The 18,215-nt window shown below is 75.0% G+C and carries 17 protein-coding genes; 10 read left to right on the top strand and 7 right to left on the bottom strand.

The window, feature by feature from the left end; genetic code table 11:
- Window positions 1-43: 43 nt before the first annotated feature.
- The 3 genes from ACLWS4_RS08400 to ACLWS4_RS08390 all read left to right on the top strand — a co-directional run bounded on the left by ACLWS4_RS08400 (window position 44) and on the right by ACLWS4_RS08390 (window position 4,628).
- The gene (locus ACLWS4_RS08400; protein ID WP_259316639.1) at window positions 44-1,870 is read left to right on the top strand and encodes a threonine/serine ThrE exporter family protein; all 1,827 of its coding nucleotides are present in this window, start codon (window positions 44-46) and stop codon (window positions 1,868-1,870) included.
- Window positions 1,871-1,959: 89 nt separating this feature from the next.
- Window positions 1,960-3,033: a hypothetical protein gene (locus ACLWS4_RS08395; RefSeq protein ID WP_181970613.1), complete on the top strand. Its 1,074-nt coding sequence runs from the start codon at window positions 1,960-1,962 to the stop codon at window positions 3,031-3,033.
- Between the two features lie 296 nt (window positions 3,034-3,329).
- The gene (locus ACLWS4_RS08390) at window positions 3,330-4,628 is read left to right on the top strand and encodes a C40 family peptidase (protein ID WP_416873672.1); all 1,299 of its coding nucleotides are present in this window, start codon (window positions 3,330-3,332) and stop codon (window positions 4,626-4,628) included.
- Here ACLWS4_RS08390 and ACLWS4_RS08385 read toward each other — a convergent pair.
- Together ACLWS4_RS08385 and ACLWS4_RS08380 are read right to left on the bottom strand one after the other, a co-directional pair.
- The gene (locus ACLWS4_RS08385) at window positions 4,613-5,041 is read right to left on the bottom strand and encodes a type II toxin-antitoxin system VapC family toxin (protein WP_375876615.1); all 429 of its coding nucleotides are present in this window, start codon (window positions 5,039-5,041) and stop codon (window positions 4,613-4,615) included. The two genes, ACLWS4_RS08390 and ACLWS4_RS08385, sit on opposite strands and share 16 nt — an antisense overlap.
- Window positions 5,042-5,163: 122 nt before the next feature.
- On the bottom strand, window positions 5,164-5,487 hold the full coding sequence (locus tag ACLWS4_RS08380) for a hypothetical protein (RefSeq protein ID WP_387822594.1): 324 nt from the start codon (window positions 5,485-5,487) through the stop codon (window positions 5,164-5,166).
- A gap of 124 nt (window positions 5,488-5,611) precedes the next feature.
- Between ACLWS4_RS08380 and ACLWS4_RS08375 the strand changes: the two genes are divergently transcribed.
- Both ACLWS4_RS08375 and ACLWS4_RS08370 read left to right on the top strand, forming a co-directional pair.
- Window positions 5,612-6,133: a GNAT family N-acetyltransferase gene (locus ACLWS4_RS08375; protein ID WP_380745196.1), complete on the top strand. Its 522-nt coding sequence runs from the start codon at window positions 5,612-5,614 to the stop codon at window positions 6,131-6,133.
- 40 nt (window positions 6,134-6,173) lie between these two features.
- A complete protein-coding gene (locus ACLWS4_RS08370; RefSeq protein ID WP_416873671.1) occupies window positions 6,174-7,454 on the top strand; it encodes a GNAT family N-acetyltransferase in 1,281 nt (426 codons plus the stop codon).
- Window positions 7,455-7,533: 79 nt separating this feature from the next.
- Here the strand turns inward: ACLWS4_RS08370 and ACLWS4_RS08365 are convergent, their stop codons facing one another.
- Both ACLWS4_RS08365 and ACLWS4_RS08360 read right to left on the bottom strand, forming a co-directional pair.
- A complete protein-coding gene (locus ACLWS4_RS08365; RefSeq protein ID WP_416873670.1) occupies window positions 7,534-7,995 on the bottom strand; it encodes a hypothetical protein in 462 nt (153 codons plus the stop codon).
- A 250-nt stretch (window positions 7,996-8,245) separates the two neighbouring features.
- Complete coding sequence (locus ACLWS4_RS08360) at window positions 8,246-9,046, bottom strand: TetR family transcriptional regulator (protein ID WP_416873669.1); 801 nt, start codon at window positions 9,044-9,046, stop codon at window positions 8,246-8,248.
- A gap of 180 nt (window positions 9,047-9,226) precedes the next feature.
- Here ACLWS4_RS08360 and ACLWS4_RS08355 point away from each other — a divergent pair, with 180 nt between their 5' ends.
- Entirely contained in the window at window positions 9,227-9,799 is a 573-nt protein-coding gene (locus ACLWS4_RS08355; RefSeq protein WP_416873668.1) for a GNAT family N-acetyltransferase, read from the top strand.
- Window positions 9,800-9,897: 98 nt separating this feature from the next.
- On the opposite strand, the gene ACLWS4_RS08350 is transcribed toward ACLWS4_RS08355, so the two are convergent.
- Together ACLWS4_RS08350 and ACLWS4_RS08345 are read right to left on the bottom strand one after the other, a co-directional pair.
- On the bottom strand, window positions 9,898-10,377 hold the full coding sequence (locus tag ACLWS4_RS08350) for a macro domain-containing protein (RefSeq protein WP_074001740.1): 480 nt from the start codon (window positions 10,375-10,377) through the stop codon (window positions 9,898-9,900).
- Between the two features lie 9 nt (window positions 10,378-10,386).
- Window positions 10,387-11,718: an MFS transporter gene (locus ACLWS4_RS08345; RefSeq protein ID WP_416873667.1), complete on the bottom strand. Its 1,332-nt coding sequence runs from the start codon at window positions 11,716-11,718 to the stop codon at window positions 10,387-10,389.
- A gap of 114 nt (window positions 11,719-11,832) precedes the next feature.
- On the opposite strand from ACLWS4_RS08345, the gene ACLWS4_RS08340 reads away from it, so the two are divergent.
- On the top strand, window positions 11,833-12,819 hold the full coding sequence (locus ACLWS4_RS08340) for a LysR family transcriptional regulator (RefSeq protein ID WP_416873666.1): 987 nt from the start codon (window positions 11,833-11,835) through the stop codon (window positions 12,817-12,819).
- 112 nt (window positions 12,820-12,931) lie between these two features.
- Here ACLWS4_RS08340 and ACLWS4_RS08335 read toward each other — a convergent pair whose 3' ends face one another.
- Window positions 12,932-13,546: a YceI family protein gene (locus ACLWS4_RS08335; protein WP_074001737.1), complete on the bottom strand. Its 615-nt coding sequence runs from the start codon at window positions 13,544-13,546 to the stop codon at window positions 12,932-12,934.
- A gap of 184 nt (window positions 13,547-13,730) precedes the next feature.
- On the opposite strand from ACLWS4_RS08335, the gene ACLWS4_RS08330 reads away from it, so the two are divergent.
- The 3 genes from ACLWS4_RS08330 to ACLWS4_RS08320 are packed head-to-tail and all read left to right on the top strand — an operon-like array spanning window position 13,731 to window position 18,192.
- Window positions 13,731-16,946 carry an SNF2-related protein gene (locus tag ACLWS4_RS08330; protein WP_416873665.1) on the top strand — a complete coding sequence of 1,072 codons (3,216 nt, stop codon included), beginning with the start codon at window positions 13,731-13,733 and terminating at the stop codon, window positions 16,944-16,946.
- A gap of 25 nt (window positions 16,947-16,971) precedes the next feature.
- Window positions 16,972-17,172 (top strand): hypothetical protein, encoded by a 201-nt coding sequence (locus tag ACLWS4_RS08325; protein WP_375876607.1) that lies wholly within the window; start codon window positions 16,972-16,974, stop codon window positions 17,170-17,172.
- 33 nt (window positions 17,173-17,205) lie between these two features.
- On the top strand, window positions 17,206-18,192 hold the full coding sequence (locus tag ACLWS4_RS08320) for an RNA polymerase sigma-70 factor (protein WP_380777193.1): 987 nt from the start codon (window positions 17,206-17,208) through the stop codon (window positions 18,190-18,192).
- The last annotated feature ends 23 nt before the right edge of the window (window positions 18,193-18,215 follow it).

Raw genomic sequence — 18,215 nt, 5'->3', positions numbered from 1 at the left:
TCGAGCGGTGGCCGGCGGCCGCCAGGGGCGGCAAGGAGTGGAAGTGCCTAAGCGGGGCCGACCGGGTGCGGGCAAGCGGGCGAGGGGAGGCCGGGCGGCCCGACAGCCGCGGCAGGCGTCCCCGAAGCCGGTGCACCCCGCCGACGCCCCGCCCACCGAGGGCCTGCTCGGCCACCCCGCCCCGGTGGTCGAGCCCACCACCGTCGTGCCGCTCGTGCCGCCCGTCCCGGAGACCAGGGGCCTGCTGGCCCCGGAGCCCGAGCGGGTGTCCGAGCCGGTGCCCGCGTCCGTGGCCGGGCGGGTCGAGGCCGGGCGGGTCGAGGACGAGCGCCCGGTCCGCCGCCGCTCGGTCGCCGAGGACACCCTCACCCCCGAGGAGTGGCGGGCGGCCGGCTACACCCCGCCCACCGGCATCCCGGTCCCGGACCTGACCGCCGGCGCCCCCGGCGAGGCGCCCTGGCCGGACCGGATGCGCACCCTGCTGCGCACCCCGATGTCCGAGCGCCCCGCGTTCGAGCGCACCGCCCGCGAGATGCACCCCTCCGCGGCCGTCACCCGCAACGTCCCGCGCATCCTCGACCTGACGCTGCGCATCGGCGAGCTGCTGCTGGCCAGCGGCGAGGCCGCCGAGGACGTCGAGGCGGCGATGCTCGGCATCGCGCACGCCTACCGGCTGGACCGCTGCGAGCCGCAGGTCACCTTCACCCTGATCGGCATCTCGTACCAGCCCTCGCTGGTCGAGCCGCCGGTCACCGCCGACCGCGTGGTGCGCCGCCGTACCTCCGACTACACCCGGCTCGACGCGGTGTACGCGCTGGTCGCGGACATCACCGCGGAGCAGGTGACGGTCAACGACGCCTACCGCCGGCTCGCGGCGATGCGCCGCAACCGGCACCCGTACCCGGCCTGGTTCCTCGCCCTGACCACCGGCCTGCTGGCCGGCGCGGCGACCTTCCTGGTCGGCGGGAAGATCGACGACAAGGCCTGGCTGGTGTTCGCGAGCGCCTTCGTCGCGGCCGTCCTCGGCGACCGGCTGGCCTCCGCCCTGGCCAAGCGCCGGCTGCCGGAGTTCTACCAGTTCGTGGCGGCCGCGATGCCGGCCGCGGCCTCCGGCATCATCCTCTCGCTCAACGACTGGGGCCTGCGCGGCTCGGTCGTGATCACCGGTGGCCTGTTCGCCCTGCTGCCCGGGCGCGCCCTGGTCGCCGCCGTGCAGGACGGCCTGACCGGCTTCTACATCACCGCCGCGGCCCGTCTGCTGGAAGTGGTCTACCTGGTCGCGGGCATCGTGATCGGGGTGATGGTGATCCTCTACCTGGGGGTCGGCTTCGAGGCGAACCTGCGCCCGGACGAGAGCCTGGTGGGCGTCAACTACCCGCCGGTCCAGATGGTCGCCGCGATGCTGCTGACCCTGGCCTTCGCGACGCTGCTCCAGACCGACCGCCGGACGCTGGCCCTGGTCACCGTCAACAGCGGCATCGGCTGGGCCAGCTACGGCGCGCTGGTGTACAACGCGGGCGTCAACCCGATCGCGGCGACCGGTGTGGCGGCCGGCCTGGTCGGCCTGTTCGGACAGCTGATGGCGCGCTACCGCAACGGTTCGGCGCTGCCGTACGTGACCGCCGCGATCGGCCCGCTGATGCCCGGTTCGGCGCTCTACCTCGGGATGCTCGCCTTCGCCCAGGGGCACTCCAGTGCCGGTCTGGTGTCGGTCTTCCGGGCGGCGGCGATCGCGATGGCGCTGGCGGTCGGGGTGAACCTCGGTGGGGAGATCGCCCGGCTGTTCCTGAAGCTGCCGGTCGGCGCCGAGCGCCCGTCGCTCTACCCGGTCATGCCCCGCCGGGCGGCCAAGCGCACCCGGGGCTTCTGACCGGACGGCGACCCGGTGTTGGGGGAGACGTGGGCCCCGGGCCACGTCACGGCAGGCAGGACGCAGGACCAGGAACGAAGGTAAGACCCATGACGACACTGCTGGACGGCTACCGCGAGCACATCGTCGCCGCGCACAAGCAACCGCTGTTCCTGCTGCTGGTCGGATTCATCACCTCCTTCGTCTTCATCCGGTTCAGCGTCCGGATGATCCGCGCCCAGGTGCGCTGGTGGCCGGGCAACGTGACCCCGGGCGGCCTGCACATCCACCACATGGTGTTCGGCCTGGGCTTCCTGCTGCTCGGCGGCATCGGGGTGTTCGCCACCTACGGCGGGCACCCGTGGATCGACTGGTTCGGGCTGGCCTTCGGCATCGGCTGCGGCCTGGTGCTGGACGAGTTCGCGCTGATCCTGCACCTGGACGACGTGTACTGGAGCGAACAGGGCCGCAAGTCGGTGGACGCGGTGATCTTCGGCATCCTGTTCACCTCCCTGCTGCTGGTCGGGTACGTGCCGCTCGGCGTGGTGCCCGGCGAGGAGACCAGGTGGGGGCTGATCACGATCATCTCGGTGAACTCGCTGGCCTCGGTGGTCACCCTGCTCAAGGGCAAGGTGTGGACCGGCCTGCTCGGGATCATGGTCCCCGGCCTGTCCTGGATCGGGGCGATCCGGCTGGCCCGCCCGAGCAGCCCCTGGGCCCGCTGGCGGTACGCCACGCGCCCCCGGCGCCGGGCGCGTGCGCTGCGGCGTGAGCGCCTGCTGCACCGGCGCGCGGACCGGGCCCGCACCTGGCTCTTCGACCTGATCGCCGGGGCCCCCGACAAGGTGCCCGCCAACCACCCGGCCGCGCACCGGGTGGCCGAGCGGATGGCCGCCCGGGCCAGCGCCCACCTCGACGCGCACGCCGCCCGGGCGCTGGCCCGCCGTCAGGCCCGCCTGGCCGACCGCCGCTCGGCGGCCGCCGCCGGGACGGCGGGGCGGGCCCCGGGTGCGGCGGACCCGGCGGTCGGGCCCGGTCCGGACCGCTCCCGCCTGGCGCAGCAGCGTCGCCGTACGGTTCGGGCGGGGCGCAGCCGGGCCTTCGCCGTCGGTCCGACCGGGCTGGAGAGCCGGCCCGCGCGGCACCCCAGGCTGCGGACGCACACCCGCCGGATCGGCCGGTAGTCCGTCCGCCCGGTCGGCCCGCTCTCGTCCGCCCTGCTCGGCCCGCCTCGGGCGCCCGGTCGGAGCCGACATTTGGTCAGATCATCTGATCGTCACCCGACCGGCGGAGCACTTTTCCAGGTGTGAAGCCTGCCGGAATTGAGAACATGAGCGTCATGTGACCGTTCTGTCACGTGATGGGATGATTCATCGGACTCCCCGCCACCACCGGGCCGCCGGGCCGTCGCCCGCCCGCCCCGATGCCGCGCACCGTCCGACGCCGTCCCCTCCGGACCCGTCAGAAGGGATGATGTCGCGTGGCTCGCAGGCTCCTGCCGACCCTCCTGTTGTCCCTCACCGCACTGCTCGGACTGCTCCCCGCCGCCCAGGCCGCCCCCGCGCTCGGCGAACCCGTCACGGGTGTACCGGCGGTCGGCCGGCCCGCGGACGAGGAGCCGTACCCGACCACCGAGGAGATCGACCGGGCCCGGACCGAGGCCGAGGGCAAGGCCTCCTCGGCCGCCGCCCTGGAGGCCGCCCTCACCGCCGCCCGGGCCGAGCTGGACCGGGCCGGGCGCACCGCCGAACAGGCCGTCGAGGCCTACAACGGCGCCCAGCTGGCCCTCGCCCGGGCCCGCGCCGAGGAGGCCGCCGCCGCACAGCGCGCCGCGGCCGCCGAGACCGAGCGGGTGGCCGCCGCCGAGGACGCGGCCCGGCTCGCGGCCGAGACCTACCGGCAGGGCGCGGGCGCCGAACTGTCCGCCCTCAACGCCCTGCTCGGCGCCCACGGCCCGCGCGAGGCGGGCGAGCGCGCCGCCGCGGTCGGCCAGGTCAGCGAACGCACCCGGCAGATCCTGGACGCCGCCACCTCCACGGCCGCCGCCGCCCGCCGCGCCTCCGCCGAGGCCCGGGCCGCCACCGGGGCCGCCGGGAAGGCCGCCGCCGAGGTCGGCGCGGCCAAGGCCCGGGCCGAACAGCGGCTGGCCGCCCAGCAGAGCGAGGTGGCCGCCGCCGGGCAGCGCCGCGAGCAGCTGCTCGTCGAACTGGCCGCCGCCCGGAACACCACCGTCGAGCTGGAACGCCGGCGCCGCGAGGCCCTGGAGGCGATCGCCGCCCGCGAGGCCGAGGCCGCCGCCCGCGCCGCCGCCGAACAGGCCGCCCGGGAAGCCGAGGCCGCGGCGGCGGCAGAGGCAGCGGCGGCGGCCGCCGCTGCCAGGGCCCAGGCCCCGCCCCCCGCCCGTCCGTGGTCCGCCGAGGGCGCGGCCGCCGCCATCGCCTTCGCCAAGTCCAAGATCGGCCTGCCCTACGTCTGGGGCGGCGAGGGCCCGGGCGGCTACGACTGCTCCGGGCTGACGATGATGGCCTGGCGCGAGGGCGGCCGGCAGCTCAACCACTTCGCCGCCGACCAGTACGCCCAGAGCACCCCGATCGGCTACCGCCAGCTGCGCCCGGGCGACCTGGTCTTCTGGACCGACACCGGCCGCGCCGCCGACATCTACCACGTCGGGCTCTACATCGGCGACGACCAGATGATCGAGGCCCCGCGGGCCGGCATGCCGGTCAAGCAGGCCAGCCTCTGGATCATGGGCACCCCGAACTTCTACGCCCGCCCCTGACCCCCGGGCCGGCGAGCCGCGGTCAGCACCTCGACGGGGGCGGTCGGCACCACCCCCTCGGCGGCGGCCGCGAGGGCGGGGTCGAGGGTGACCAGGGCGTCCGCCTGGAGCCGGGTCAGCGCGAGGTACTCGGCGTCCGGGGTGTCCGGCAGGCCGAGCCGCTCGGCGATCCGCCAGGCGGTGGCCTGCAGGACGCGGTCGCCGAGCAGCCGGATCCGCAGTGCCCGCACCGCGTCGAGCGCGCGTTCGGCGTCCCGCTCGGCCAACTCGCCCCGCCGGACGGCCCCGTAGAGGAGCGACAGCAGCTGTGAGCGCAGCAGGGTCGGGGCCGGCAGCTGGTGCCCGGCGGGGGCCGCGGCCCCGTCCCGGACCAGGTGGAGGGCCACCTCCGGAGTGATCACGTACGTGGCCATGGCGGTGGCGGCCTCCTCGGGGCGCGGGGATCGCCGACCAGTCAACTCCGGCGGGCGCCGCCCGTGGTGGACGCCACGAGGACCGCCGTGAAGGCCGTCATGAAGGCCGCCGCTCCGGCGGGCTACCGGTCGGCCAGGTCGGCCAGGGCCTGGCGGCTGTCGCGCAGCCGCACGACGGTCCAGCCCCAGGCGGCGGCGAACGGGAGCGACACGAGGAACACGGCGAGCGCGCCGCCGATCCGGCCGATCATCTCGGAGTCGCAGGCCTCCGCCATGTGGAAGCCGGTCGGCTCGTAGAAGGCCGGTGTGCCGCAGATCCCCGCGGCCGGGAGGAAGACCAGCCACAGTGCCCAGAGCCAGCCGGCCACGGTCAGCCCGCCGACCAGCTTCGCCGCCAGCGACCAGCTCTCGTAGTCCTTCAGCCGGCGGACGTACTGGTCCTCCATGGTTCCCCCCGAAAACGGATCGTTTGTGCCTGAACCGGCACGAGGATGCCAGGTCGGGCCGCCGGGACGCCACTGTCGGCGGGTCGCGCTAGCGTGGCCGCCGGACCGGCACTGAGGAGGCGTCATGCGGCTGCGGGATGTTCGGGCGGGGGACGTCGAGGCGTACGTCCGGATGCGGTGCGACCCGGTGATGATGGCCGAGCTGGGCGGGCCGCTGCCCCGGGAGAAGGTGGAGGCGCGGCTGCGCAAGGACCTGGCCGAGGTGGCCGCGGACGGCGCCTGGATCAGGATGATCGTGCCGGACGGCGCCGGGGGCGACGAGGCCGCGGGCGTCGTCACGCTCTGGTCGGACGAGGAGGACGGCGTGCCGGTCTCCGAGATCGGCTGGATGGTGCTGCCCGAGTACCAGGGCCGCGGCCTCGCCAAGGCGGCCGTCCGCCTGGTGCTGGACGCCGCCGCCGAGGACGGCCGCTGGGGCGAGGTGCACGCCAACCCGGGGACGGCCAACGGGCCGTCCAACGGGATCTGCCGGGCGCTCGGCTTCCGGCTGCTCGGCGAGCGGGACCTGGACTTCGCGGACCGCGTCCTGCGGACCAACCACTGGGTCGTGGTGCCGGGCGAGCACACCGGGTCGCGCACGGAATAAATCGGATGCCGCCCCCGAAAGGCCGCCGTACGGTGGCCCCATGGGCAACAGCAACGATCACGCGGCCGTCGACACCGTGAGCGGGCTCCAGGTCCGGGCCGTCTCGGTGGACGAGGTCGCGGAGTGGAACCGGGCGCTCAACTTCGGCTTCCTGCGCCCCGAGGTGGCCGTCGCGGAGGACCTGCGCCGTCGCTACTGGGAGCCCGGCCGGATGCTGGCCGGCTTCGACGGCGAGCGCCAGATCGCCACCTTCCGCAGCTTCGACACCGAACTGACCGTCCCGGGCGGGGCCGTCGTGCCGGCCGACGCCATCACCAACGTCGCGGTCACCGCCACCCACCGCCGCCGCGGCCTGCTCAGCGCGATGATGCGGCGGAACCTCGCGGCCGCCGCCGAGCGCGGCAGCGCGGTCGCGATCCTGGCCGCCGCCGAGTACAACATCTACGGCCGCTTCGGCTTCGGCCCGGCCACCCAGGGCGCCGGCTGGAACATCGAGCTGCGCCGCACCCGCGGTCTGCGCGAGGGCCTGCCGGGCGTCCCCGGCGGCCGGACCGACTTCGTGACCATGGCGGAGCTGCGCGAGCTGGGAGCAGACCTGCACGAGCGCTGGCGGCGCACCCAGCCGGGGGCGATCGAGCGCGACACGCTCTGGTGGGAGCGCACCTCCGGCGAGGTGCGGGCGCCGGGCGACGAGTTCAAGGAGCCCTTCGCCGCCGTCCACCGGGACGCCGCCGGGGAGGTCACCGGCCTGGTGCTCTACCGGATCGCCAACAAGTGGGACGGCGCCTACCCCGACTGCAAGCTCACCGTGAGCGAGTTCATCGCCCTCGACCTGCCCACCGCCGTCGAACTGTGGCGCCTGGTGCTGTCGGTCGACTGGGTGTCCCGGGTCGAGGTGCCCAAGCTCGCCCCGGACGACCCGCTGCCGCTGCTGCTCCAGGACCCGCGCGCGGCCACCCCGCACGAGGACAACGGGGACCTCGTGTGGCTGCGGGTGCTGGACGTCGAGGCCGCGTTCGGCGCCCGGAGCTACGGCGCCCCCGGCCGGGTGGTGCTGGAGGTCGACGACAGGCTCGGCTACGCCTCCGGCCGTTGGGCGCTGGAGACGGCCGAGGACGGCACCGGCCGCTGCGTCCGGACCACGGACGACGCCGACCTCGCGCTCGGCGCCTCGGAGTTGGGCTCGCTCTACCTGGGCGCGGAGACGGCGTCGAGGCTGGCCGCGGCCGCCCTGCTCACCGAACTGCGCCCGGGCGCGGCCGCCGCCGCCGACCTGCTGCTGCGCACCCCGCTGCGGGCCTGGACGCCGACCGAGTTCTGATCCCGTGCGCACGCCGGAGGCCGACCCGTTCGCGGGCCGGCCCTCCGGCATGGCGGCGGACGCAACAGCCGCGCGGGGCTCAGGAGATGGTGTAGACCTGCTTGGCGCTCGCCCGGTAGGCGTCGATCGCCCAGGCACGCCAGGAGCTGACGCGCAGCTCCAGCTTCTTGCCCTTGTTCAAGGTCCCGGAGACCTTCACGTCGGTCGTGATCGGCGTCTTCGTGCAGTCCGCCTCGGCGGACTTCTTCCAGCTCTCGCCGGCGCCTCCGTACTCGAGCCACGCGGTGACCCGGGTGGCCACGTCGCAGGTCGCCCTGGCGGTTCCTTCGAAGGTGTATCCGCCCTCGCCGTCCCAGGACAGCGTGCCCTTGACCGTGCCCACACCCTGGGCGTTCTGCACGAGGAGATCGACGGCGGTGGAGCCGGGTGCCACCGAGTTCGGGGCCGCCACCGCGTGGGGCGCGGCCAGGGCCGTCGTGCAGGCGGCGAGCAACACCACGGGAGCCATACGGGACTTGAGAGTCGAGGCCAGGGAACGCATGTGAACTGATCTCCTTGTCTTCCTGTCGGATTTGCATGTTCACGCTAGATCGCTGCGGTGGGCGTTTCCATCCCTCGAACGGGTGAATGATCTTCGGCCACATCGAATCCCGGGCCGTCTCGATCCGGCGAGGGAGGGGCGATTGACGATGAGTCAGGACATGGAGGGCGGGCCCCCGAACGCATCCGGCCGGGCACTCCCGGTGGGGGAGTGCCCGGCCGGAGCGTTCCGTCCGTGGCCGGGGCGGGCGCTACTTGACCGCCGCCTTGCCGATGGTGGGCAGGATGAAGTCCTGGATCAGGCCCTTGGCGTCGCGGACGATCGGCCGGAAGACCCGGTAGCGGGACAGGTTGATCATCCGCGCCGCGAGCGGCGTCGAGCGCCGGACGAACTCCCTGGTCCGCTCGGTGTCCGGGGTGCGGTCGAAGACCCAGTACAGCACCACGATCATCAGGTAGAGCCAGAGCACGTCCGGCAGCAGCTCGACCAGTTCGGCGTCCAGCTTGGGCGCCAGCTCCGAGCCCTGGAGGACGTCGCGGAACAGCTCGACCGCCGTCGCCCGGGCCGGGTGGGACTCGTTGGAGAACGGGCTCAGCGAGCTGGTCGGGTCGGCGGCGGTGCGGAAGAACTGCGCGGAGAACTCGTGGTACGGCGCGGCCGTGTCGAGCCAGGAGTCCAGCGCGATCCGCAGCCGCTCGGAGAAGTCCCGGGTGTGGGCCATCCGGCGCCTGGCGTCGGCCGCGTGCTCGTAGGTCATCCGGTCGTAGAACCCCTGGATCAGGAATTCCTTCGCCGAGAAGTAGTAGTAGGCGTTGCCCACCGAGACGCCGGCCTCGGTGGCGATGGCGCGCATGGTGGTCTTCTCGTAGCCCCGTTCCTGGAACAGCCGCATGGCCGTCTCCAGGATCAGGGCACGGGTCGCCTCACTCTTGTCGGTCTTCGGCTGGGCCCGGCCGCCGGGCAGGGGCCCGCCCTCCGGTGCGGGCACGGCCGGAGCCCCGGCCGTGCCGTTCCCGCCGTCCGTTCGGTTCGTCGCTGCCAGGTCGTCCACGAGGACGAGCCTAGCCGGAGACGACGTTCCATCCGGTGTCGGTGTTCGTGGCACCGGATGCCCCCTCCGCACCCGGTACCACGATGACCCCCCGAATTTCGAACGCGTTCAAAAGCTGAGTGGAACTGTAGACGCTTCGGTTGAACATGTTCAACTCCATCTCTGTGGGAGGCTGGTCACATGATCAGTTCAGGACAGATCGTCATTCGGCGCGGCGGAGTGCGGGACGCCGAGGCCGTCGCCGAGCTGCACGCCCACAGCTGGCGCACCACCTACCGGGGGATCGTCCCGGCGGAGGGGCTGGGCGACGGGATGGCGGCCCAGCGGCGCGAGCTGTGGGAACTGCGCCTGGACGCCGACTACGGGGAGCCGGAGAACACGCCCGAGCTCCTGATCGCCGAACGGGCCGGTGCGGTGGTCGGGTTCATCTACCTCGTCCCGCAGCTGGACGGCGGGGTGCTGATCGACAACCTGCACGTGCGCCCCGGCCTGAACGGTGGCGGCATCGGCCGCGAGCTGCTGACCGCAGGCCGCGCCCATGTCGCCGAGCGGCACCCCGGGGCCGCACTCTCCCTGGAGGTGCTGCGGGACAACACCCGCGCGATCGCCTTCTACGAGCGCGAGGGCGCCGAGCGGGTCCGGGCGCAGGAGGGGGAGTTCCCCGGCGGATTCCTGCTGCCCGAGTACGTGTACGCCTGGCCGGCCGAGCGCGTGGCGACCGGGGCCGACCGGCCGGAGCCGGCGGACCGGTAGGAACGGACCGATGGGAACGGATCAGTAGGAACGGATCAGTAGGAACGGATCAGTAGGAACGGATCGGTGGACGTGGAAGCGGCGCCGGAGCGGCCCGGTCAGTCGAAGTCGTAGACCGTCACCGGGACGCCCCGGTCCGTCAGCCGGGCGGTGACCAGCGGCTCGACCCGCTCCCAGCGCCCGCCCGCCAGACCGCAGCCGATCCGCGGCATGTGGACGGAGGCGCCGAGCCGGAGCGCGTGCCCGCCCAGCGCGTCCAGCCCGGTGTCGATCGCCTCGTACCGCACGGGCACCCCGGTGGAGCGCCCCGTCCGGATGCCGCGCTGGCCGACCAGGTTGGCCACCCAGACGTGCGGATCGACCTGCACCAGCTGGACGGCGCCGAGCCCGAAGTCGTTCGTCGCCCGCTCCCGGTGCCAGCGCCGGTACGCCGCCTCCGGCTCGGGCCAGCGTCTGGAGAGCGCGAGCACGAAGCCCTTGCCCCAGCCGCCGAGGTCGTTGCAGACGTGCGCGATCACCTTCACGCCCTTGCCGTGCGGCGTGGTGGCATCGCCTCGGACGTAGGTGATTTCCTCCATGCCTCGACGTTAGAGGGAGGCACTGACAATCCGCTCGGAATTATCCGCCGCAGCCGAACCCGCCGAGGCCGCCGCACGTGACGCACCGTCCGAGCCGGGGCCCGAGGCGCCGCCCGGCGTCGCCAGGTGCCGCCGCCCCGCCAGCGCGATCAGCAGCGCGAGCCCGGCGGCCGCGGCGGGCAGGGCGTAGCCGGTGCCCGGAGCGGCCCGCTCGGCGACCGCCCCGGCGAGCGCCGCCCCCGCCGAGATGCCGACCACGATGCCGGACACCGCCATCGCCATCCCCTCGTTGAACTGCCGCCGCGGCAGCAGCTCCTGGACCAGCGTCATTCCCGTCACCATGGTCGGCGCGGTCGCGGTGCCGGCCGCGAACAGCGCCACGCCGAGCAGTCCGAGCCCGGCCCCGCCCAGTCCGGCGGCGAGCGGCAGCAGCAGCACCGCGACCATCGCCGTGGCGCCGAGCAGGAAGCGCGGGCCCGGCGCCCGACGCGGGGCCAGCAGTCCGAACAGCAGCCCCGCCAGGCAGGAGCCGGCCGCGACCAGGGCCAGCAGCAGGCCGGCCGACGCCTTGTGGCCGAGCGCGTCGGCGTACGCCACGGTGGTGATCTCGGTCGCGCCGAAGACCATGCCGGTCGCCAGGAAGGTCAGCACCAGCACCCGCAGCCCGGGCACCCGCAGCGGGGAACCGGCTGGGTCGGCCGAGCCGACAGAGCCGGCCGAGACGGGCGGCGGCAGCGGCGGTTCGGTGCGCCGCTGGGCGGCGAACAGCAGGGCGCCGGTGGTGCCGAGGGCGCCGGCGGTGACCAGTCCGGCCTCCGGGGCGAACGTGGTGCAGAGCACCATCGCGAGCACCGGTCCGGCCATGAAGCAGAGTTCGTCCAGCGCCTGCTCGAAGGAGTTGGCCAGGTGCCGGGCGGCCGGGTCGTCCCGGTGCAGGTGCGCCCAGCGGGAGCGGGCCATGCCGCCGAGGTTGGGTGCCGCCGCCCAGGCCGCGGAGCAGAGGAGGAGCGTCCAGTCGGGTGCGCCGAGCCGGACGCAGAGCAGCAGGCCGGTCAGCGGAACGGCGTTGTACAGCGCGGCCGGTACCGTCACCCGCGCCTGCCCGTACCGGTCCACCAGCCGTCCGATCAGCGGCATCCCGATCGCGCCGGTGACCAGCCCGGTCGCCGAGACCGCCCCGACCAGCCCGTACGAGCCGCGCCGTTCGGAGAGCAGCACCACCAGTGCGACGCCGTTCATCGACAGCGCCAGCCGGCCGAGCAGTCCGGTCAGGGTGAAGGCGACGGCACCGGGGGCCGCGAACAGCCGCCGGTAGGAGGTGAGGAGGGCGCGCGAGGGCATCGGGCTCCTGTGAGCAGGTGGGAAGGGGGTGCCCCCAGCCTGGTGCCGGCGGCGGGCGGCCGTCCAACACCTGTTTCGCCGCACTCACAACACCCTGTTGTTAATCTGCCGCCCATGCCCCGTGACCTGCACCCCCGTCTGCTCCGCGGCTTCGTCGCGACCGCCGAGACCCTGCACTTCGGCCGGGCCGCCGAGCGGCTGCACACCGCCCAGCAGGCGCTCAGCCGGGACGTCCGGACCCTGGAGGGGCTGCTCGGCGACGCGCTGTTCACCCGCACCACCCGCAGCGTCGAACTCACCCCGGCCGGGCGGCGGTTGCTGCCCCGGGCGCGCCGGTTGCTCGCCCTGCACGACGAGATCCTCGCCGAGGCGGCGACCGGGGCCGGGGCCGCGGCCCGGCCGCTGCTGCTCGACCTCAACAGCGACGTCAACGGCCCGGACCTCGCCGCCGACCGGGTGCTCGAACGGGCCCGCGCCGCCTGGCCGGAGGGCGAACTGCTGGCCCGCTTCCACGGTGGGCTGGCCGCGGCCGCCGCCGAGCTCCTGGCCCACCGGCTGGACGCCTCCTTCGGGCGCTTCGCCGGACTGCCCGCCCTGGTGCGCGGTCAACTCGTCCAGCTGCCGGTGCGGTTGGAGCGGGTCTCGGTGATGATGGCGGACACCCATCCGCTGGCCGACCGCGCCGCGCTGCGCCTGTCGGACCTGGTCGGGCACCCCGTCGACGTCTGCGTGGGCAACCCGGCCACCACCGAGTGGGCCGACCTCGGCACCCGGCTGCTGCGCGAGCACGGCCTGACGGCGGCCGCGCCGTACGCGCCGCCGGTCGGCGTGGACGAGACCGCCCGCTACCTGGTCCGGCACGGCGATCCGATGCTGACCACGGTCGGCGGTCCGCGGATGCCGGGGACGGTGAACGTGCCGCTGGTGGAGCCGGTGCCGCTGACCCTGGTCAGCCTGGTGCACCGGCCCGGCGAGCGTCACCCGGGGCTGCGGGCGCTGGCCGCGGCGGCGGACGAGCTCGGCGCGGCCGAGGGCTGGCTGCGCCGCCCGCCGGGCAGCTGGCTCCCCGCGGCGGACGCGGCGCTGCTGCCCCCGGGGTAGGCGAAAACCGCCCCTGCCCCCGGGGGGAGGGGCAGGGACGGTGCTCAGGGGGCGGCCCGCGACGGGGCGAGGCCGGCCGCGACGGGGGCGACCCGCGACGGGGACGGCCGGCTCAGGCCGCCTTGACGGCGGAGATCTCGAAGCTGAGCTTGACCTTCTCGCCGATCAGCACGCCACCGGTCTCCAGCGCGGCGTTGTAGGTCAGGCCGAACTCGGTGCGGTCGAGGACGGCCTTGCCCTCGAAGCCGACCCGGTCGGCGCCGTACGCGTCGGTGGCGCTGCCGGTGTACTCCAGGTCGAGCACGACCGGGCGGGTGGTGCCCTTGATGGTGAGGTCGCCGGTCATCCGGTACGAGTCGCCGCCGACCAGCTGGGCGGAGGTGCTGCGGAAGCGGATCTCCGGGTGGGCGTCGGCGGCGAAGAAGTCGCCGGTGCGCAGGTGCTCGTCGCGCTGGGCCTGGTTGGTATCGACGCTCGCGACCTTGATCACCAGCTCGGCCGTGGAGTTGCCCGGGTGGGTCCCGTCCAGGTGCAGCGCGCCGTCGTACTCGGTGAAGCGGCCCTTGACGTTGGTGACCATCGCGTGGCGGACCGAGAAGCCGATCTCGCTGTGCGTGGTGTCGATCGTCCAGTCGCCGGTCAGGTGGGCGAGGTCCGGGCCGGCCGGGGTCCGGACGGTGGCCGCGGCGGGGGCGGTGACGGTCTTGGTGCGGTTGAACAGGCCCATGGCTTCCTCCTTGGTTCGAAGCCAGTTGTTTAGGCTTCAACTTGTTGGCTCCAGCGTAGGACAACTTCGTTCAACTTTCAACCATGGCGTCCGGGCTTCCCCCGAACGGCTCAGCGGACCGGTCCTGTCGGCCCTCCCGGTTAGGCTGCGAAGGACGGTTCCCACCCCGCCCGGAAGGCCCCCGATGTTCGTCCTGCACGCGCTCTGGCGGGCGGACGGGCGGCTGGCGCTCTGGGCCGAGGACGCCCGCGCCCACCCCGGCGCCCCCGAGCCGCACCCCGACCGGCCCGCCCCGCGCGCCCACCCCTACGCCTGCCCGGCCGGCGAGCTGGCCGCCGTGCTCGGCGGCATCGGCCCGGGCCTCGGCTGGCTCGCCGGCCAGGCCCCCGAGCGCTGGGCCACCCTGCTGCTGCCCACCGTCGGCACCGCCCCCGCGCCCTCGCCCGACCTGCCGGTCACCCCGCCGCGCGGCGGCGCCGTGCTCACCCCCTGGCGCGTGCCGGCACTGCTCTTCGACGCCGGGGCCGCCGCCCAGCTGCTCGGCGAGGTCTTCGACCCGGTCTGGGCCGTCACCGGCACCGACCTGCCCGGCGCCGGACGGGTCGAGGTGGTCCACGGCCCCTCGCTGCGCTGGCTCACCGGGGTGCACGACCTCGCCTGGCGGACGGTCGGCCGGGGCCGGGTGCTGCCGCTGCCCGTGACCGCCGCCGACGGCCGGCCGCGGGCCCGGTGGCGGCCCGACCCCACCCCGGCCGGGCGCCGCGAGGCCGCCGCCCTGGCCGCCGGCTGCCCGCCCGTCCTGCTGGGGGAGTGGCCGCACGGCCCCGGCGGCGGCGAGGCGCTGCTGGGCGCCGCCCTGGGCGCGCTGGTGGACGCCGAGGCCCGCGCCGCACTGGCGGACACCCCCTTCCCCGCGCCGGGGGAGGCCGTCGCCGAGCGCTGGCTGCACGCCCTCACAACCCCCGACGGCGCGATCGACGGCGCCCCGGCCGGGGAGGTCGCCGAACTGCGCCGCCGGCTCGGCGCCTGGTACGCCGCCGCCGAGCCCGTCGACCCGGCGCTGCGGCTCTGCTTCCGCCTGGTCGAGCCGCTCGGCCCCGACGCGGACGACCCCGAGGGCCGCCCCTCCGACGACGCCTGGCGGCTGGAGTTCCTGCTCCAGGCCGTGGACGAGCCCTCCCTGCTGGTCCGCGCCGCCGACCTGCACGAGGGCGGCGCCGCCCACGCCGCGCTCGCCCGCAAGGCCGCCGACCCGGTCGACGTCCTGGTCGCCGAACTCGCCCGCGCCGCCCACCGCTGGCCCGCCCTGGACGGGCTGCGCCACCGCTCCCGCCCGTCCGCCCTGCCGCTCGACCGGGCCGGTGCGCTGGACTTCCTGCGCACCGCCGCGCCCGCCCTCGCCGAGGGCGGTTTCGGGGTGCTGCTGCCCGCCTGGTGGCGCCGCCGCCCCCGGCTCGGGCTCGCCCTGCGCGCCACCACCCCGCCCGCGCCCGGCACCCTCGCGGTCACCAGCCAGGTGGACCGGGATACCGTGGTCGCCTTCCGGTGGCAGGCCGCGCTCGGCCCGGAGGGGGAGCCGCTCACCGAGCGCGAACTGGCCGAACTCGCCGCCGCCAAGCAGGGGTTGGTCCGGGTGCGCGGCACCTGGCTGGAGGCCGACCCGGCCCAGATCGCCGCCGCCCTCGCCTTCCTCGCCGACCGGCGCGACGGCGTGCTCGCCGCCACCGAACTGCTCCGGCTCGCCCTCGACCCGGACGCGACGGTCGCCGGGCTGCCGGTCACCTCGGTGCGCGCGGACGGCCCGCTCGGCGACCTGCTCGCCGGGCGGGGCGGCGCCGCGGTGGCGCCGGAGCTGCCGCCGGACTTCCGGGCCGAGCTGCGCCCGTACCAGGAGCGCGGGCTGGCCTGGCTGCGGACCATGTCCGGGCTCGGCCTCGGCGCCGTGCTGGCGGACGACATGGGCCTCGGCAAGACCGTCCAGACGCTCGCCCTGCTGGCCGCGGAGAAGGCCTCCGAGAAGGTCCCCGAGCAGGCCTCCGGGAGGGCCCCCGGGAGGGCCTCCGGGAGGGCCTCCGGGAAGGCCTCCGAACGGCCCGGTGACGCCGCCGGCCCGACCCTGCTGGTCTGCCCGATGTCCCTGGTCGGCAACTGGCAGCGCGAGGCCGAGCGCTTCGCCCCCGGCCTGCGGCGGTACGTCCACCACGGGGCCGGCCGCCTCGGCGCGGAGCAACTCGCCGAAGCCGTACGGGGCGTGGACCTGGTCATCACCACCTACGGGCTGGTCCAGCGTGACCTCGCCGCCCTGCGCGCGATCCGCTGGCGCCGGGTGGTCGCCGACGAGGCCCAGCACATCAAGAACACCGGCACCGCGCAGTCCCGGGCGATCCGGTCGCTGCCCGTCACCCGGCACCGGATCGCCCTCACCGGCACCCCGGTGGAGAACCGGCTCGCCGAACTGCACGCCGTCCTGGACTTCGCCAACCCCGGCCTGCTCGGCCCGGCCGAGCGCTTCAAGGAGCGCTACGCGATCCCGGTCGAGCTGCACCGCAACCCCGAGCGCACCGCCGAACTCCTGCGCCGCACCGCCCCGTTCGTGCTGCGCCGGGTCAAGTCCGACCCGGCGGTGGCGGCCGAGCTGCCCGCCAAGCAGGAGATGACCGTCTGGTGCAACCTCACCGCGGAGCAGGCCGGCCTCTACCAGGCCGTGGTCGCCGACCTGCTGCGGCGGGTCGAGGGCATCCGGGGCGTGGAGCGGCGCGGCACGGTGCTGGCCTCGATCGGCAAGCTCAAGCAGGTCTGCAACCACCCGGCCCAACTGCTGCACGACGGTTCGGCGGTGGCCGGGCGTTCGGGCAAGGTCGCCCGGCTGGCCGAACTGCTGGAGGAGGCGCTGGCCGAGGGCGACCGGACGCTGGTCTTCACCCAGTACGCCGAGTTCGGCGCGATGCTCCGCCCGTACCTGGAGCGCCGGCTCGGCGAGGAGGTGCTCTACCTGCACGGCGGCCTGGCCCGGGCGCGCCGCGAGGAGCTGGTCGACCGCTTCCAGTCCCCGGACGGGCCACGGGTGTTCCTGCTCTCGCTGCGGGCCGGCGGCACCGGCCTCAACCTGACCGCAGCCAACCAGGTGATCCACCTGGACCGCTGGTGGAACCCGGCGGTCGAGGAGCAGGCCACCGACCGCGCCTTCCGGATCGGCCAGCGCCGGGACGTCCAGGTCCGCCGACTGGTCTGCGTCGGCACCGTCGAGGAGCGGATCGACGAACTTCTCACCGCCAAACGCTCGTTGGCCGAGGCGGTGGTGGGGGAGGGGGAGCGCTGGCTCACCGACCTGCCGGTCGACGCACTGCGCGAACTGGTCGCCCTCACCCGGGAGGACGCCGTGGCCGAGGAGGACCTATGACCGGTTCCGGCACCGAGGAGGACGTGTGACCGACGAACCGAGACCGCCCGTGGTCAACGTCGCCGCCTACTGGCGCGGCGACTTCACCCTGAGCCCCGCCCCGGCGGAGGAGGAGGACGGCCCGGAGGAGCCCTCGCTGCGCCGCCTCGGCCGCTCCGGCATCACCGCGTACGGCCGCGACCTCTCCGCCGTGCTGGCCCCCGCCTACGAGGCCTTCCGGAGCTGAGCGCGACGACTACCGTGCGGTAGCGTCGCGCGGGTGACCGACACCCACGAGACCGGGCCGGCCGGTGAAGCCGGGCAGACCAGCGCGACCGGGCCGACCGACCCCCGGCTGGCCGACTTCGAGCGGCACCGGCGGACGGTCTTCGGCATCGCCTACCGGATGCTCGGCAGCGTCGCCGACGCCGAGGACCTGGTCCAGGACACCTGGCTGCGCTGGAGCGGCGTCACCGGCCCGGTCGCCAGTCCCGGCGGTTTCCTGGCCCGTACGGTCACCAACCTCGCCCTCAACAAGCTGGACTCGGCCGCCGTCCGCCGCGAGTCCTACGTCGGCCCCTGGCTGCCCGAGCCGCTGGTCGCCGAGCCGGACGCGACCGACGGCGTCGAGCGGGCCGAGACCGTCTCGGTCGCCCTGCTGGTGGTGCTGGAGAGCCTGTCCCCGCTGGAGCGGGCGGTGTTCGTGCTCAAGGAGGCCTTCGGCTTCTCCTACCAGGAGATCGCCGAGGCCCTGGACCGCACCGAGGCCGCCTGCCGCCAGGTCGGCAGCCGGGCCCGGGCGCACGTGCGCGCCCGCCGGCCGCGCTACGACGCCCCGCCCGAGCTGCGCCGCCGCGCCACCGACGAGTTCCTGGCGGCCTGCGTCGGCGGCGACCTCAACCGGATGCTGGAACTGCTCGCCCCCGACGTCACCAGTTGGACGGACGGCGGCGGGGTGATCAGCGCCGCGCTGCGGCCGGTCACCGGCGCCGACAACGTCGCCCGCTTCGTCCTCGGGGTGCTCCGCCGGCTGGGCGAGGGGGCCGGTGTCCGTCCGGTGCTGGTCAACGGCGTGCCCGGCGTGCTGGTCACCGTGGACGGCGCGGTCGACTCCGTCACCGTCTTCGAGTTCGCCGAGCAGCCCGACGGCGCCGTGCGGATCTCCGAGATCCGGGCGGTCCGCAACCCGCGCAAGCTGGCCCACCTGGCCGGCCCGGCCCCCGCTCCCGGCGCCGACGGCAGCGCCGACCGCTCCGGCCCGGCTTGACCCTCGACCAGGTCGAGCCCGCA

It is taken from the genome of Kitasatospora sp. SC0581 (genome assembly GCF_048159585.1).
GTDB lineage: Bacteria > Actinomycetota > Actinomycetes > Streptomycetales > Streptomycetaceae > Kitasatospora.
The sequence above is the reverse complement of the archived record's forward strand: the minus strand, read 5'-3'. Positions and strand labels throughout refer to the sequence as shown.